A 15,658-nucleotide genomic window follows, 5' to 3' on the forward strand; every position below is an offset into this window, starting at 1 on the left:
TCGTTCTCGGCCCGCGGTTGGGGCATGACCGCGGCGAACGCGACGGGGCCAGTATCGGTCGACGTCGACGTCGACGACGGGCGAACGACTATCGAAGTGACGGGCCAGCGCCGAGTGGCGACGGTCGTCCGTTCGGAGTCGGGCGAACGGATCTACCTCCCGCCCGAACCCACCGAGGACGAGGACGGCGAGGCGACGCCCTACCGGCCGACCGGCGGCGACAATCCCTACGAGGGCATCGCCGACGACAGCCCGTACGGGTCAAGTCGGCGCGCGCCGGCGACGATCGGCCGGTCGCCGACCGCCGACGGCTTCCGCATCGTCCACCCCGAACCCGTGACGGACGTGCGACTGCTGCGCTGAAGGGCCGCCCGGGTCGGATCGAACGCCGACCCTACTCCTCGAGGATCTCTTCGTAGAACGCGACGTGCTCGTCGGCGACCGTCTCCCAGGTCCGTTCCTCGTACTCCAGGGGCGTGTCCGCGGCCAGCGCCTCGTCGATGCCGTCGGCGATGGAGTCGGAGTCGGTCTCGACCTCGACGACGCAGTCGTCGGGCAGGACCTCCGCCGCCCCGGACTCGCTGGCGACGACGCGGGTGCCGACCGACAGCGCCTCGACGATGGTGATCCCGAACGGCTCGGCCAGCGACGGCGAGACGAACAGATCCGCCGAGGCGTAGTAGTCGCCCAGCTCCGGCTCGGGGACGTAGCCGACGAACTCCACCTGGTCGTTCAGGTCGAGCAGGTCGACGAACTCCTTCAGCTCCTCGGTGAGGTGGCCCGTGCCGCCGAGGACGAGCGTCGCGTCGGCGCGGCGGAGCTTCGAGAGCGCGTAGATCAGGTGCGAGATGCCCTTCTGGTCGGTGTGGCGGCCGACGAAAAAGAGCATGGGGCCGTCGATGTCGAGTTCGGCTTTCAGGTCGCGGCCGGTGGGTTCGACCGAGGAGAAGCCGTTGTGGACGACGCGGGCGTCGCCGCCGTACTCGTGGACGATGTTCCGGCGAACGAGGTCGCTGACGGCGATGAGTTCGTCGGCGCGGTCGACGATCCGCTGTTCGGTCTCGACCTCGCGGTCCGGGGGCTGGCGGTTCCGGTCGGTCGTCAGCGAGTGGAACGTGGTCACCCACTCGGCGTCGTGGGTCGCCTGGGCGCGCGAGCCGGGACCGTAGCCGAACCAGTCGTGGGTGTGGACGATGTCGGCGTCGGCCGCGTAGTCGACGAACTCGCCGGCGAGTCGATTGATGCGCGTGCTCACGTCGCCGTCGCCGGTCGGGACGCCGTGGATGTTCTCGCGACCCTCGGGCGCGTACTCCGCCGGCAGGACGAGCTCGACCGCGACGTCGTCACGTGTGTCGAATCTGTCGACGAGTTCGCCGACCGCGGTGTCGAGGCCGCCGCTGACGTTCGGCGGGAATCCCCACCCGAGCATGAGAACGCGTGGTACCATCTACCAGCCAATTCGCGTTGCCCCCACTTTACCGATTCGGCCGAGAGAACGCCACTCGCGCCGACACGTTGGTCTATCGACTCGTTGTTCCGACCGCGAAGCCGGTCACTCGTCGGGCGAGGCGCCGCACCCGACGCAGACGTACGCGCTGTTCGATTTCACGACAGGGGAATCGCACGACGGGCAGTTCAATCGCTCGTTCCGAGTCTGACGGGGGTATCGACTCATGTCCAACGATATGGGCACCAATCCAATAAAAGTTTACTATATCTACCCACAATGGAAAAATATTGGTGAATATGGGATAATAATAAATCATACGTTGCGGATCGTACGTCTCAATACCAGTGGGGAGCCAGGGGTCGGAGGTCTGGGTTCGGTCCCGTGTCGGGTCGGGACGGCGACGGCGTACCCCGAGTTTGAAATCGTCGCGGAGTCAAGGCGAGGCCATGCAACAGCAACGCCGGAGTGGCGTGTTCCTGCATCTCACCTCGCTGCCGGGTCCCCACGGGGTCGGCGACCTCGGCGCGGGGGCGCGGACGTTCCTCGACTTTCTCGACCGGGCCGACCAGTCGCTGTGGCAGTTCTGTCCGGTCGGGCCGACCTCGGACGCATACGGTCACTCCCCCTACGGCTCCTCGTCGGCGTTCGCCGGCAACCCGCTGCTGGTCGACCTGACCGACCTGGTCGACCGGGGGTACCTCGACGAGTCCGACCTCGACGGCCCCGAGGGCACCGAGCCCGGGAGCGTGAACTACGAGGTCGTCGCGCCGTTCGTGCGCGACCGGCTGCGCACAGCCCACGAGACCTTCGCCGCGAAGGCCTCGGGGGAGGAACGCGCCGCCTTCGAGTCGTTCCGCGAGCGCGAGTCGGCGTGGCTGGAGGATTACGCGCTGTACGCGGCGCTCAAAGGCGCCCACGGTGACGCGGCGTGGACCGACTGGCCCGCGGATCTGGTCCGGCGCGAGGCCGACGCGCTTTCGGCCGCGCGGGAGACCCACGCCGAGGCCGTCGACTACCACGCGTTCGTCCAGTGGGTCTTCGACACCCAGTGGCGCGAACTGCGCGCGGCGGCCGCCGAGCGCGGCATCGAACTCGTCGGGGATCTGCCCATCTACGTCGCGCTCGATTCCGCGGACGTGTGGGCCAACCAGGAGGCGTTCCGGCTGGACGACGACGGGCGACCGACGGCCGTCGCCGGCGTCCCGCCGAACCCCGGCGACGACGGCCAGCGCTGGGGCAACCCCGTCTACGACTGGGGCCGCCTGCGCGAGACCGACTACGAGTGGTGGCGCGACCGCCTCTCGCGGCTGCTCGACCTCGTCGATCTCGCCCGCATCGACCACTTCAAAGCGTTCGACGAGTACTGGGCGATCCCCGCCGACGCCGACGACCCCGCCGCCGGCGAGTGGCGACCCGGCCCGGCCGACGACTTCTTCGAGACCGTACGCGAGCACCTCGGCGGGCTCCCGTTCGTCGTCGAGGACCTGGGCTTCCTCGACGAGAGCGTGGTCGGCCTCCGCGACCGATTCGAGTTCCCGGGGATGCGGGTGCCCCACTACGCCGACTGGTGCGCCGAGACCGACCGGTACAAACCCGCTACGTATCCCCGCCAGTCCGTCGGCTACACCTCGACCCACGACACCGACACCGCCGTCGGCTGGTACGAGTCGCTGTCGGAGGAGCAACGGGACTGTCTCCACTACGCGCTGGCGACCGACGGCGAACGGGTCGCCTGGGACCTGATCGAGGCCGTCTGGGACTCCGACGCGGCGCTGGCGCTGACGACCGTCCCCGACCTGCTCGAACTCGGAAGCGAGGCGCGGTTCAACGTCCCCGGCACCGCCGAGGGCAACTGGCGCTGGCGGGTCACCGCCGACCAGTTGGACCCCGACGTGGCCGACGAACTCGCGGGCGTCACCGCGGCGACGCTGCGGTAGCTCGGGCGACGCGGTACGTCTCTTCGCGTCCCCGCGGTCCCGCGAGTCCGGAGACGGGGAGAGACCCACCGCGAAACCAAGAGATACGGCCGCCGCGGTGAACTCCCGGACATGGATCCGACGCTTCGCGATTCGCTGGACGGACAGGTCGCGCTCGTCACCGGTGGCAACCGCGGCATCGGTCGTGAAATCGTCCGCGGACTCCTCGACCACGGAGCGACCGTCTTCGCCGGCGTCCGCGACCCCGACGCGGACGTACCGGAGAGCGCGACGCCGGTCGAGCTCGACCTGACCGACGAGGCGTCGCTAGCTCCGGCCGTCGAAACAGTCGTCGCGACGGCCGGCCGGCTCGACGCCCTCGTCAACAACGCCGGCGTCGGCGGGACCGGGTCGGGCGTGGCCGACCTCGACACCGCCGCGTTCGACGAGGTGCTCGACGTGAACCTCCGCGGCGCGACGCTGCTGGCCCGGGAGGCGCTCCCGTACCTGCTCGACGGCGAGGGCGGGCGCGTCGTCAACCTCTCCTCGGGTGTGGGCATCCTCTCCGACCCCATCGAGGACGGGATGCCGGCCTACCGGATCTCGAAGGCGGGGATCAACGCCTTGACCGTCTCGCTCGACCGGACGTACGGCTCCGAGGGCCTGATCGCAAACTCCGCGGACCCGGGCTGGGTCGCGACGGAACTGGGCGGGTCCGAGGCGCCACGCGACCCGGCGAAGGGCGCCGAGACGCCCGTCTGGCTCGCCCGGTTCGCCCCGGACTCGCCGTCGGGGCTGTTCTGGAAGGACCGCGAGGTCATCGACTTTTGATCCGCCGCCCGCGGCGCATCGAGGGTCCGGCCGGAGGCGACGGGCGAGCGTCGCGCCGCTCAGTCGGCGAGCGGTCCCTCGCTCGCGTCAGTCCCGTTCGACGCCCCCGCTCCGGTCGCGGTCGCCGATGGCGCGACAGGCTCGACGGCCACGGTGTCCGGCCCGTCGACCGTGACCTCGTACCCGCAGTATTCGAAAGCAACCCTCGGGGACCCTCGACCGACCGCAGCCGGCCGGAACAGGTCGTTCAGCGCCTCGGGGTCGACGGTGTCGGACAGCGGCGGCAGGTCGACCGGGTCGACCCGTTCGGCGGCGGCGACTGTTTCGAGAACCGAGAGCACGGCCGTGCTTGCATCGTCTTCCATGGGCGCGTCCATTCCACCTGGCGTAATAACGCTGCTTGCGAGGTCACTGCGACGCCCGAACGGATGAGACTCGAACGCGTGCGCGCTTCGTGTCGGCCGCACCCGACCTGACTGCGGTCGCTCCCCGGCACGCCCCAACCGCTATCGATGGTCGGGAGACGCTCGGCGTGGCCGAACTCTCAGAAGTAGCTGGGATCGGACGTGTCGTCGACGTCACCGGCGTGGCCGGGGCTACCGGCGGCGCGACGTGCGGTCGCCGCTACGGCGCGGTCGCACTCGAAGAGAATCAGTCGATGTGGCCTTCGTCGCGGAGCTGCTCGGCGTCCTGTTCGGAGTAGCGCCACTCGATGTTGGCCTTCTCGTCCTGCCAGTCCCACGGTTCGACGAGGACGACGTCGCCCTCGCTGATCCAGGTCCGGTACTTCATGCGGCCGGGGATCCGGCCCATGCGGTCGACGCCGTCCTCACACTGGACGCGCACGTGGTTCCCGCCGTTGTGCTGTGTGACCACCGCGAACAGTTCGTCGTTCGAGGGCATCCGGAGGTTCCGACGCCCGCTGTTGTCGCTCTCGCTCACAGGAGAAGTACGAGCCCGACACGTTTAAATCACCTGAGTCTCGCGGTACCACGACCCACGCGTCGTCGCCCGGGGGCGCTGTCACGACGGGGGCTCAGACGTGTCGGACGAGCGCCCGCACCTTCGAGAGGTCACTCGCGTCGAAGGGGTACAACTCGAGGTAGTCCTGGAGCGTCAGCTCGTAGCGCTGGAGCCGGTCGACCTGCGCGTCCGAGAGGCGGCCGGCACTGGCGACGAACCGCCGCTGCTGGCCGGCCGTGAAGTCGTAGAGCAACTCGCAGACGATCCGCTGTATCCGCCAGTCGAGCCCCTTCTCGTCGTTCCAGCGGTTCTCGTAGACTGCGAGCCGTTCGCGGGAGGTGTCCCCGCGGTCGAGCGCGGCGAGCGCGACGGTCGCGGCCATCTCCGCCGACTCCATCCCCGGGCGAATCCCTTCGCCGAAGAGGGGATTGATGCTCGAGACGGCGTCGCCGACGGCGACCAGGCCGTCGGTCGCGCGCTGGTTGATGGAGTTGTTCGAGACGGCGTCGCCGGCGTGAGCGGCTCTGATCGATTCGACCTCCCAGCGCGGGTCGGCGGCGAGCCAGTCCTCGACGTAGTCGTCGATGGTGCCGTCGTCCGCCGGGGCGTGCGTCTCGTAGAAGTCGTCGATCCAGCAGATCCCGGCCTTGAACGCGTTCTCGCCGGCGGGGAACGTCCAGGCGTACCCGCCCGGCGCGTCATCGTGGTCGAACCGGAACAGCATCGAATCGAGGTCGTAGCGGCCCTCGACCTCGTACTCCTTGCCGACGCCGTGCTGGGCCGACTCGGGATCGAACATCCCGAGTTGCTTCGCGAGCACGGCCCGCGGGCCGGTCGCGTCGACGACGAGATCAGCGCGGAGTTCGCGGTGCTCCCCACCGGCCGTGTACTCGACGCCGACGACGCGCCCGCCCTCGCGGATGGGCGCCTGGACGCGTGCGCCGGTCCGAACCTCGGCGCCGCGGGACTCGGCGTCCTCGCCGAGGTACTCGACGAACGCGGGGAAGTCGAGCACGTGCCCCGGGATATCGAGCGTCGAACTCGCACCGGGCGCCTCGAAGACGACGTTCTCGTTCTCGGCCATGACCACGTCGTCTGGGATCCCGTAACGGTCGATAACTTGTCGGAAGGTGCCACCGGTGGACTTGTCGTTGTCCGAGAGGGCGTCGTTGGCTTCCAAGACGGTGACATCGTACTCCGAGCGGGCGCCGATCTCGCGGGCGAACTGGAGGCCGGCCGGCCCGCCTCCGGCGACCACCACGTCAGCGTCTGCCGACATGGCTCGAGCTATCGACCAGTCCGACTAATCCGTTCCGATGTCGCCCGACGGCGAGGGCTCACGGGGAGTGCGACTCGGGAGAACCAGACCAGACCCGAACGGCCTCGGGTGGCCGCTCAGTACTCGTCGAGCGGCTGCTGGCGTATCTTCGAGCGCAGTTCGGCGACGGAGGGGTCGTCCTCGCCGGAGAACATGGCGAACAGCGTCGTCACCTCCGAGCGGGAGACCTTCACGTCCCCCTCCTCGATCACGTCCTCGGGGCGCTCCTCGAGTTCGCGCAGCGTGCCGACGGCCAACAGGAAGGGGATCGCCCACGCCGAGAGGGTGTTGCCGCGGATCTCCGGCATGGCTTCGAGCCAGGTCTGGGCGCCGTCGAGGTAGCCTTCGGCGCGGTCGACGACCCGGCGGATGACGGGGACGAACTCCTCGCCGTTGTCACCGTCGCGGATGTCCTCGGTGTCCAGTTGCTGGTCGTCGAGCAGCTCCTGGGGGATGTAGACGTTGTTCTCCTCCTCGAAGTCGGTGGCCACGTCCTTGGAGACGTTGACCAGCTGGAGGAGCATGGCGAACGAGCGGGCGTTGTTCTGGAGCGTCTCGCTGACGGAGTCGTCGACGTTGCGCGAGAGCAGCCCAGTCACGAGCGTCCCGACGGTGCCGGCGGCGTACCAGCAGTACTCCTCGAGTTCGCCGAAGGTCTGGAGGCGGAGCCCACCCTGTTCGGCGTAGCGCTCGACGAACATCGCCATCCCGCTGACGAGCTCGCGGACCGGCGGCCGGATCGCGGACTGAGAGTCGTCGTCGAGCCCGTCGAACGCGCGGAACACGCGCGGCGACTGGGCGACGACCTCCCAGTCGTCGTTCGGGCTCTCGGGGATCCACTCGTCGATGGCGGCCCGGAACTCGGCGATCACCGCGTCGTCCTCGGGGTCGAGCACCCGGTTGTACAGGTCCAGCAGGGTCCGCTGCTCGGCCGGCGGGATGTGCCCGGCGTCCTCGACGGTGTCCGCTATCCGACAGAGGAGGTAGCCGACACAGATGTCGCGCGACATCGGCTCGTCGAGCTCCGCGACCGTCAGCGCGAACGTGCGCGATACGTCCTGGACGGCGTCGTAACAGTAGTCGAGGTCGTCCTGAAACATCTGCTCGGTCTGGTTCCGTGACATTCCCGATACACCCTCTTCGCGTTCCACAAGTAAAAAGCTCGCCTACTCCCCGCCGCGACGCCGAGTCCACCCCCTCCCGGACACCTCGAACGTCGCCTGTCGAGCCCCTCGGTACGTCGGAAATATACGAAAAACATCATATTCGGTCGGCGTCGTCAACGGCGGGTCGATCGACCGATCGACATCCCGGGTCTCGGGACCGCGAACCACGGGAAAGAAAGGCTTTTTCGGGCGTGTTCCAACGGTCAAATATGGGTCGTGCGGGGACACGCTTTCGACGGCAGTTGCGAGCGAGCAGCCCGTGGCTCGTCATGGCCGCGGTGGTCTACGCGGTGCTGTTCGGCGCCGGGCTGGCCGCGATGGCCGCGTACTACGACGCGGACCTGGTCGCGGCGGTCACGGGCTCGGTCGGCGGCTGGCTCTTTCTGGCCTCGGTTGGCGGGCTCGCGGCGTTCGGCGCCGAGCGCGTCCGGGAGTACTTCCGGCCGAACTTCGAACCCGGTCACCCCCGCGACGAGTACCTCGCCTCGACCGCGCTGTGGTTCGACGACGAGGAGTGAGCGGGGAGCGCTCGCGACCGACCGGAGACTCGCGACCGACCAGAGACTCGCGACCGACCAGTAACCGATCACCGACCGGCGACGTCGCTGTCTGACGGTCCGGGGCCGCCGATGTCGGCGACGAACTCGTCGAGTGCGTCGGGGTCGTCCCCGCCGGGCAGCGGTTCCGTCGCGGTGCGGCAGGGCTCGTCGACGCCGAGGCGCTCGCAGACGGTGTCGACCGTCCGCTCGGCCATGAGCCGGTAGGTCGTCAGCTTCCCGCCGACGACCGACAGGAAGCCGTCGACCCCCTCGTCGGCGTGGTCGAGCAGGAAGAACCCTCTAGAGATGCCCCGGCCGCCGCGTTCGGCCTCGTCGGGTTCGTACAGTGGCCGGACACCCCACCACTCGCGGACGTGTGCGGCGTCGGACAGCGACGGACACATCGCCGCACATTCCTCGCGGACGCGCTCGCGCTCCCAGTCGGCGCGCTCGTAGTCGTCGGGGTCGTCGACCGTGACGCTCGTGGTCCCCAACACCGCCTCGCGCTCGTGGGGGACGACGATGTCGCCGTCGCCCGGCTCGCGACAGCGGTTGAGGACCGTTCCGAGGTCGGAGTGCTCGACCGACTCCATCAGCCCGCGAGTCGGTCGCATCTCGACGGTCGCCCCGGCCATCGCTGCGACCTCGCCGGCCCAGGCGCCCGTCGCGTTGACGACGACGTCCGGATGGACCGTCTCGTCGAGGGCGCCGCCGACCGCGACGCCGGCCACCTCGCCCTCGTCGACCCGGATCCCCTCGACCGGCGAGTCGTAGTGGACGGCGGCGCCGCGGTCGGCCGCGTCGCGGGCGTTGGCGGCGACGAGCCGCGACGGCGAGACGACGGCGTCCGGGACACGCATCGCTCGCTCGACTCCCTCGGCGAGGGCGGGAACCGCGGCCCGTGCCTCGTCGCCGTCGATCACTTCGACGGGGATCCCGATCGCCTCGCAGGCGTCGCGCTTGGCCTCGAAGTACTCGGGGTCGTCCCCGGCCAGCTGGACGAACAGGCCGCCGGTGTCGGCGATGGCCGCGCCCGCGACGTCCCGAAGCGTCCGGTTCTCGGCGATGCACTCCTCGGCGCCGGTCTCGTCGGCTTCGGCGTAGCGCGCGCCGCTGTGGAGCAGGCCGTGCGAACGGGCCGTCGTTCCGTCCGCGAGGCCGCCGCGGTCGACGAGCGCCACGTCACACCCGCGGAGCGCGAGGTCGCGCGCGACGCCCGCGCCGGTCGCTCCGCCCCCTATCACGAGGACCGTGGTGTCTATTGCCATACCCGAACATAGGGACGGAGACGGATGTGGGTGCCGACGGCGGGAGCCACTCGGTCCCCGACCGAGTCCGGAACGGGCTCGTGACGGTCTCGCGGTCCCCAGGACATCGCTCGGCCCCTCGAACCCCCGTCGCGTGGGGGAACAGTGATTACGGCGGCGGACGGAGGTTCGCCAACAGTCGATGACTCGGTACAACCACGCCAGAGTGCAGGAGTACTGGCAGTACGTGTGGGACGCCGACGGAGTCTACGAGGTACCCGACGACGCCGCCGACCCGACGTACGTCCTCGGGATGTTCCCCTACACCTCCGGCACGCTCCACATGGGTCACGTCCGCAACTACGCCATCACCGACGCCTACGCCCGCTACCGCTCGCTGCGGGGCGACGAGGTGCTCCAGCCGATGGGCTGGGACGCCTTCGGCCTCCCCGCCGAGAACGCCGCCTACGAGCGCGACACCGACCCCGAATCGTGGACCCGCTCCTGTATCGACCAGATGCGCGAGGAGCTGGAGACGATGGGGTTCGGCTACGACTGGTCGCGGGAGGTCACCACCTGCGACCCCGAGTACTACCGCTGGAACCAGTACCTCTTCAAGCGGTTCTACGAGGAGGACCTCGTCGAGTACACCGGCGCCCGCGTCAACTGGTGTCCGGACTGCGAGACCGTCCTCGCCGACGCGCAGGTCGAGCGGCCCGACGACGCCGAGGCCGAGGCCAGCGCCGTCGACCACGCCCACGCGGCGGGCGTCTGCTGGCGCTGCGAGACGCCCGTCGAACGGCGCGAACTCGACCAGTGGTTCTTCACGATCACCGACTACGCCGAGGAACTCGACGCCGGCCTCGACGACCTCAAGGAGTGGCCCGACAGCGTCCGCGACATCCAGCGCAACTGGATCGGTCGCCAGGAAGGCGCCCACGTCTCCTTCGACCTCGAAGGTGCGCCCCTCGACGGAGCGAGCGAATCGGTCGACGTGTTCACGACCCGGCTCGACACCGTCCACGGCGCCACCTTCGTCGCGCTCTCGCCGGGCCACGACCTCGCGCGGGCGGTCGCCGAGACGGACGAGGACGTGGCCGAATACGTCGACGACGTGACCAGTGCGGGCGCCGACGCCGGCGGCACCTCCGGCGTCGAGACGGGCCTGACCGCGACGCATCCGATCACGGGCGCGGAGCTACCCGTCTACGTCGCCGCGTACGTCCTCGACGACGTCGGCACCGGCGCCGTGATGGGCGTGCCCGCGCACAACGAGCGCGACCACGCCTTCGCCGCGGCGCAGGACCTCCCGGTCGCGGAGGTCGTCGAGCCGGTCGACGGCAGCGGGACCGACCTGCCCGGCGCGCCTTACACCGACGACGGGATGCTCGCCAACAGCGGCGAGTACGACGGGCTCGCCAGTTCGGCCGCCCGCGAGCGTCTGCTGGGCGCCGACGGCGTCGAGTCCGCCGTCGAGTACCGCCTGCGCGACTGGCTCATCTCCCGCCAGCGCTACTGGGGTACCCCGATCCCGATGATCCACTGCGACGACTGCGGGCGAGTTCCGGTCCCCGACGAGGACCTGCCCGTCGAGCTCCCGCCGTACGTCCGTACCGCGGGCAACCCTCTCGAAGAGAGCGAGGAGTGGAAGTCAGTCGACTGTCCGGACTGCGGCGGCCCCGCCGAACGGGAGACGGACACGATGGACACCTTCGTCGACTCGTCGTGGTACTTCCTCCGCTTTTGCTCGCCGAACCTCGATTCTGCGCCGTTCGACACGGATCGGGCGAACGACTGGCTCCCCGTCGACGTGTACGTCGGCGGCGAGGAACACGCCATCCTCCACCTGCTGTACATCCGATTTTTCACCCGGGCACTGGCGGACCTGGGACTGCTCGACACGCGCGAACCGGTCGAGCGGCTCATCAACCAGGGCACGGTGCTGTACGACGGCGAGAAGATGTCCTCCTCGAAAGGCAACGCCGTCGCACCGCACGAGTACGGCGCCGAGACCACTCGACTCTTCCTGCTGTCGGCGGCCCACCCTGCACAGGACTTCGAGTGGACGGTCAAGTCGGTCGGCGACGTGTACGACTTCCAGCAACGGCTCTACGCGATGGTCGCCGACCGCGACGACGTGGCGACCCGCGAGGAGGCCGCACCCCAGGACGCCTACCTCGACCGGGAGGTCGACCGGACGATCACCGCCGTCGCCGAGGAGTACGAGCGCTTTCGCTTCCACCGCGTCGTCAGCGAGACCCAGCGGTTCGCCCGGCTGCTCAGGCGCTACGCCGAGTACGGGCCCGTCGACGAGAGGACCTACCAGCGAGGGCTGGCCGCGCTGACGCGCTTCGTCGCGCCGATGGCACCCTATCTCGGCGAGGAGATGTGGAACCTGCTCGAGACCGACGGGATGGTCGTCGAGGCGGAGTGGCCGGCCGTCGAGGAGACGATCGACGACTACGAACTGGAGCGGCGGCTGGTCGACCGGACGCTCGACGACGTGCGCGACATCACCGAGGTCGTCGACATCGACGACCCCGACACCATCGAGATCGTCGTCGCCGAAGACTGGAAGTACCGCGCATACGAGCACGTCCGGGGAGCCGACCCCGGTGACGCGGTCGTCGGGTCGGCGCTGGACGACGAGGCCGTCGGTGCGGGCGGCGACCGCGCCGCCGAGTACCTCGGGGAGCTGGCTGGACAGGCCGGTGCCCTCGAACCCGTCCTCGACGCCGAGCGGGAGCTGGCCGTGCTGGACGCGGCCGGCTGGCTGTTCGCCGACGAGTTCGGCGCCGAGATCGAGGTTCGACGCGCCGCCGACGACGACGACCTCGCCGGCAAGGCCGAGCCCGCCAAGCCCGCGATCCACATCGAGTGATGGCTGCCCGCGGTCCGACGCGGCGGTGGCCCGTTCGGGGGGTCGACTGACCGTGCCGGCGTCTCGTCGAGCCGTCCTCGCGGGCTCCGCCGCCTCGGTCGCTGCGCTGGTGGGGACGGGTGGGGGCGTCCGGTGGCGGACACGCCGCTCGGTGCCGGCGAGGGTCCACGAGGATGCGGACGCCTGGCTCGGGTTCGGCGGCGACGCGATGCTCGGCCGGAGCGTCGACGACCGCTGGGCCGGCAGCGAATCGGCTGGCTCGTCCCGCGACCCCGCCGGGGTGTGGGGGTCCACGCTCCCTGCCCTGGGCGACCTCGACGGTCTCGTCTTGAACCTCGAATGCACGCTGTCGACCCGCGGCGAGCGAACGCCCGATCGGGGGTACTACTTCCGGGCTGACCCCGGCTGGGCGGTGCCGGCGCTGGAGGCGGCCGGGACCGCCGCCGTCTCGCTGGCGAACAACCACCTGCTCGATTTCGGGCCGACCGCGCTTTCCGACACCGTCGACGCCCTCGACGACGCCAGAATCGCCGCCGTCGGCGCCGGCCGCGACCGCGCGGCGGCGTTCGAACCGACCGTCGCGTCCGCGGGTGCCCTCGACGTGGGCGTGATCGCGCTGACCGACCAGTCCTCCTCCTACCGCGCTGGCCCCGATGACCCCGGGACGGCGTGGCTGCGGCTGGACCCCGGGCGGTCCGAAACCAGAACGCGTGTGGGTGCGATGCTGGCGGCCGTCTACGCTCGCGATCCGGACCTCGTCGTGGCGTCGCTGCACTGGGGCCCCAACTGGGAGAGCCGCCCGTCGGCGACCCAGCGGCGGTTCGCCCGGTGGTTGATCGACCGGGGCGTCGACGTCGTCCACGGTCACAGTGCCCACGTCCTCCAGGGGATCGAGGTGTACCGCGGCCGGCCGATCTGCTACGATCTGGGCGACTACGTGGACGACTACGTCGTCGAGGAGGGCCTGCACAACGACCGGAGCGTCCGCGTCGAACTCGTCGTCGCGGACGGGCGGCTCGACCGCCTGGACGTCCTCCCGGTCGAGATCGCCGACGAACGGGTTCGGCGGGCGCCGGACGAGGTGGCCGCGTGGGTTCGCGAGCGCGTTCGAACGCTCTCCGCGGCGTTCGGGACGAGCGTCGAGCGAAGGGGCCGAGGGCTGTCGGTCCCGCTGGCCGACGGCTGACCGGACGCGGCGGCCCGCGACGCGGTCGACGGCCGCGCGCGGCAATACGACCCGTTTAGTCGGAGGAGTCCGAACGGCCGCCATGACATCGATCGGAGTCGTCGGCGCGGGCGCGGCGGCCGCGGCCGCGACGTACGTGCTCGACGGGGCGGTCCCGTCGGCCGAGGTGACGGTACTGGAGAAATCCCGGGGCGTCTGCGGCCGGGCGGCCACTCGCCGCCGGGGCGACGTGACCTACGACTACGGCGCCAACTACGTCAAGAGCGACGACGACCGCGTCGTCGAACTGCTGACCGAGACGCTCGATTCGGACGGGCTCGTCGACGTGACCGAACCGATCTACACCTTCGACGCGGAGGGCACGGTTTCGGAGGGGCGCGACGCGGACGACCACAAGTGGAGCTACCGCGCGGGGCTGACCCAGATCGCGAAGCGGCTGCTCGGCGAGACCGACGCCACGGTGGAGAACGCGACCAGAGCCGAGACGCTCGTCCGCGACGGCGAACGGTGGCGCGTCGTCGACACCGACGGCGGAGAGTGGGGGCCGTTCGACGCTCTGTTGCTCAATCCGCCCGCGCCCCAGAGCGCCGAGTTGCTACGTGAGGCCGAGTGGGAGAGCGAGGCCCGGCGGGACCTCGCCGAGGCGGCCGATGCCGTCCCCTACCGCACGATCTGGACGGCGGTGCTGGGCTACGAGTTCGAACTCGACCGGCCGTACTACGCGCTGGTGAATCCGGACCGGGACCACCAGATCGGCTGGATCGCCCGCGAGGAGTGCAAGGCGGGCCACGTCCCCGACGGCGAGTCCGTGCTGGTGGTCCAGGCCAACCCCGACTGGTCGGTCGAGCGCTACGACGACGACGCGGCCGAGAACGTGGCGGAGTTGGCCGACCTGACGGCGGAAGTGCTCGACGACGAGCGACTGGCCGACCCCGAGTGGACCGACCACCAGGGCTGGCGCTACGCGCTCCCGGACGAGGGCGTCCGGCGGGGCGCGGTCGACGACGCGGCCCAGGCGGACCTGTACGCCCTGGGCGACTGGGTGGCCGGCGAGGCCCGCCTGCACGCCGCGCTCCGGAACGGGCTGGACACCGGCGAGCAGGTCGCTTACGCGCTGGAGTAGCGGGGTCCGACGACGGACTGCGGGCAGACGGAGCCGGTCGCGTCGTCCGAACTACCCAGGATGGCGGGCGGGGCGAGCAGTCCGATACCGAGCGCGACGGTGAGCGCGAACACCACTCCCGACTGTGGATCGGCGATCGGGGTGGCGGCGCCCAGCGCGGCGAGAAGCGGGAGGAGTCCACCGACGAGCGCCAGCCGCCACAGCGACCGGTCGACCGTCGTTGCCTCGCTGGCGACCGCCCAGGCGGCGGCTCCGCCGACTGCGAGTCCGAGGAGGGAAACGGCGTCGCGGTCGGCACCACTGACCGCGACGGCGAGGAGGGCGGCTGCGACCGCGAGCAGGAAGGCGAGCCGAGGATCGCGACCGGTGAGTCCGAACGCGACCACGAGGAAGACGGCGCCGAAGACGATCCCGGCCAGCACGTCGCGGACGAAGTGGACGCCGAGGACGACTCGCGAGAGCGCGATCAGGGAGACGAGGCCACCGGCCGCGGCGTAGCGGACTCTGGAGGAGCCGACGTCGAGGTCGAGGGCGAGAGCGCCGTAGGCGACGGTCGCGCCCATGGCGTGGCCGCTCGGAAAGCTGTGGCCGCCGGCCGGGACGGCGTTGACCGACGCGGGCGGTCGCGGCGCGGCGAAGGCGTGTTTGAGCGCGGTCAGCAGCGCCATCCCGGCGACGACGACACCCATGGCGTGAGCGCCGCGCTCGCGGTCGCCGAACCAGTAGTCGAGCGCGAACGCGGCCAGGAAGACGCCGAGGTTCCCGAGTCGAGTGATTCCGCGGAACACCGGCACGAGCCACGACGGCACGGCCGCGCGGACGGTTTCCCCCAGCGTCCCGAGAGCGACACTGCCGGGCATCGTCACAGATCGGTCCCGGGAGTACTTGGACGTGTGGCCGGCCATCGCCGGCCGTTCGGACACCACGTCGGTCGGGGCTGTCGACGGGCACTCGTCGGTGGGGCGACACGCTACCGGCGCGGAGTCGACTCGAAACCGGCTCCGAGCGCCGGAGTACCACGACCTTACCGAGACGCGC

General features: G+C 70.3%; 14 protein-coding genes. 7 read left to right on the plus strand and 7 right to left on the minus strand.

The features are described from left to right. The first annotated feature begins 24 nt into the window (after window positions 1-24). Window positions 25-363 (plus strand): DUF7510 family protein, encoded by a 339-nt coding sequence (locus tag I7X12_RS17570; protein WP_198061320.1) that lies wholly within the window; start codon window positions 25-27, stop codon window positions 361-363. 31 nt (window positions 364-394) lie between these two features. Here the strand turns inward: I7X12_RS17570 and I7X12_RS17575 are convergent, their stop codons facing one another. Continuing rightward, on the minus strand, window positions 395-1,447 hold the full coding sequence (locus I7X12_RS17575; RefSeq protein ID WP_198061321.1) for a glycosyltransferase family 4 protein: 1,053 nt from the start codon (window positions 1,445-1,447) through the stop codon (window positions 395-397). Window positions 1,448-1,896: 449 nt separating this feature from the next. On the opposite strand from I7X12_RS17575, the gene malQ reads away from it, so the two are divergent. Further along, entirely contained in the window at window positions 1,897-3,387 is a 1,491-nt protein-coding gene (gene malQ / locus I7X12_RS17580) for a 4-alpha-glucanotransferase (protein WP_198061322.1), read from the plus strand. A gap of 111 nt (window positions 3,388-3,498) precedes the next feature. Further along, window positions 3,499-4,197, plus strand: a complete 699-nt coding sequence (locus I7X12_RS17585; protein WP_198061323.1) for an SDR family NAD(P)-dependent oxidoreductase — start codon at window positions 3,499-3,501, stop codon at window positions 4,195-4,197. 59 nt (window positions 4,198-4,256) lie between these two features. Here I7X12_RS17585 and I7X12_RS17590 read toward each other — a convergent pair whose 3' ends face one another. The 4 genes from I7X12_RS17590 to I7X12_RS17605 form a co-directional block, all read right to left on the minus strand. Next, window positions 4,257-4,562, minus strand: coding sequence for a HalOD1 output domain-containing protein (locus tag I7X12_RS17590; RefSeq protein ID WP_198061324.1), 306 nt, complete (start codon window positions 4,560-4,562; stop codon window positions 4,257-4,259). A gap of 286 nt (window positions 4,563-4,848) precedes the next feature. After that, a complete protein-coding gene (locus I7X12_RS17595) occupies window positions 4,849-5,100 on the minus strand; it encodes a translation initiation factor eIF-1A (RefSeq protein ID WP_049930512.1) in 252 nt (83 codons plus the stop codon). Window positions 5,101-5,233: 133 nt separating this feature from the next. Then, window positions 5,234-6,439, minus strand: a complete 1,206-nt coding sequence (locus I7X12_RS17600; protein WP_198061325.1) for an NAD(P)/FAD-dependent oxidoreductase — start codon at window positions 6,437-6,439, stop codon at window positions 5,234-5,236. 116 nt (window positions 6,440-6,555) lie between these two features. After that, a complete protein-coding gene (locus I7X12_RS17605) occupies window positions 6,556-7,602 on the minus strand; it encodes a phytoene/squalene synthase family protein (RefSeq protein ID WP_198061326.1) in 1,047 nt (348 codons plus the stop codon). A gap of 251 nt (window positions 7,603-7,853) precedes the next feature. On the opposite strand from I7X12_RS17605, the gene I7X12_RS17610 reads away from it, so the two are divergent. Further along, window positions 7,854-8,162, plus strand: a complete 309-nt coding sequence (locus tag I7X12_RS17610) for a hypothetical protein (protein ID WP_198061327.1) — start codon at window positions 7,854-7,856, stop codon at window positions 8,160-8,162. Window positions 8,163-8,230: 68 nt separating this feature from the next. On the opposite strand, the gene I7X12_RS17615 is transcribed toward I7X12_RS17610, so the two are convergent. Next, window positions 8,231-9,451: an FAD-dependent oxidoreductase gene (locus I7X12_RS17615; protein WP_198061328.1), complete on the minus strand. Its 1,221-nt coding sequence runs from the start codon at window positions 9,449-9,451 to the stop codon at window positions 8,231-8,233. A 181-nt stretch (window positions 9,452-9,632) separates the two neighbouring features. Between I7X12_RS17615 and leuS the strand changes: the two genes are divergently transcribed. From leuS to I7X12_RS17630, 3 genes are all read left to right on the plus strand, one after another. After that, window positions 9,633-12,311 carry a leucine--tRNA ligase gene (leuS, locus tag I7X12_RS17620; protein WP_198061329.1) on the plus strand — a complete coding sequence of 893 codons (2,679 nt, stop codon included), beginning with the start codon at window positions 9,633-9,635 and terminating at the stop codon, window positions 12,309-12,311. 52 nt (window positions 12,312-12,363) lie between these two features. After that, window positions 12,364-13,497: a CapA family protein gene (locus I7X12_RS17625; protein ID WP_198061330.1), complete on the plus strand. Its 1,134-nt coding sequence runs from the start codon at window positions 12,364-12,366 to the stop codon at window positions 13,495-13,497. Window positions 13,498-13,579: 82 nt separating this feature from the next. Next, window positions 13,580-14,620, plus strand: coding sequence for an NAD(P)/FAD-dependent oxidoreductase (locus tag I7X12_RS17630; protein WP_198061331.1), 1,041 nt, complete (start codon window positions 13,580-13,582; stop codon window positions 14,618-14,620). Here the strand turns inward: I7X12_RS17630 and I7X12_RS17635 are convergent. Next, window positions 14,605-15,480 carry a phosphatase PAP2 family protein gene (locus I7X12_RS17635; RefSeq protein WP_198061332.1) on the minus strand — a complete coding sequence of 292 codons (876 nt, stop codon included), beginning with the start codon at window positions 15,478-15,480 and terminating at the stop codon, window positions 14,605-14,607. The genes I7X12_RS17630 and I7X12_RS17635 overlap by 16 nt on opposite strands. Window positions 15,481-15,658: the final 178 nt, after the last annotated feature.

The organism is Halosimplex litoreum (genome assembly GCF_016065055.1).
In the GTDB taxonomy this organism is placed as follows: domain Archaea; phylum Halobacteriota; class Halobacteria; order Halobacteriales; family Haloarculaceae; genus Halosimplex; species Halosimplex litoreum.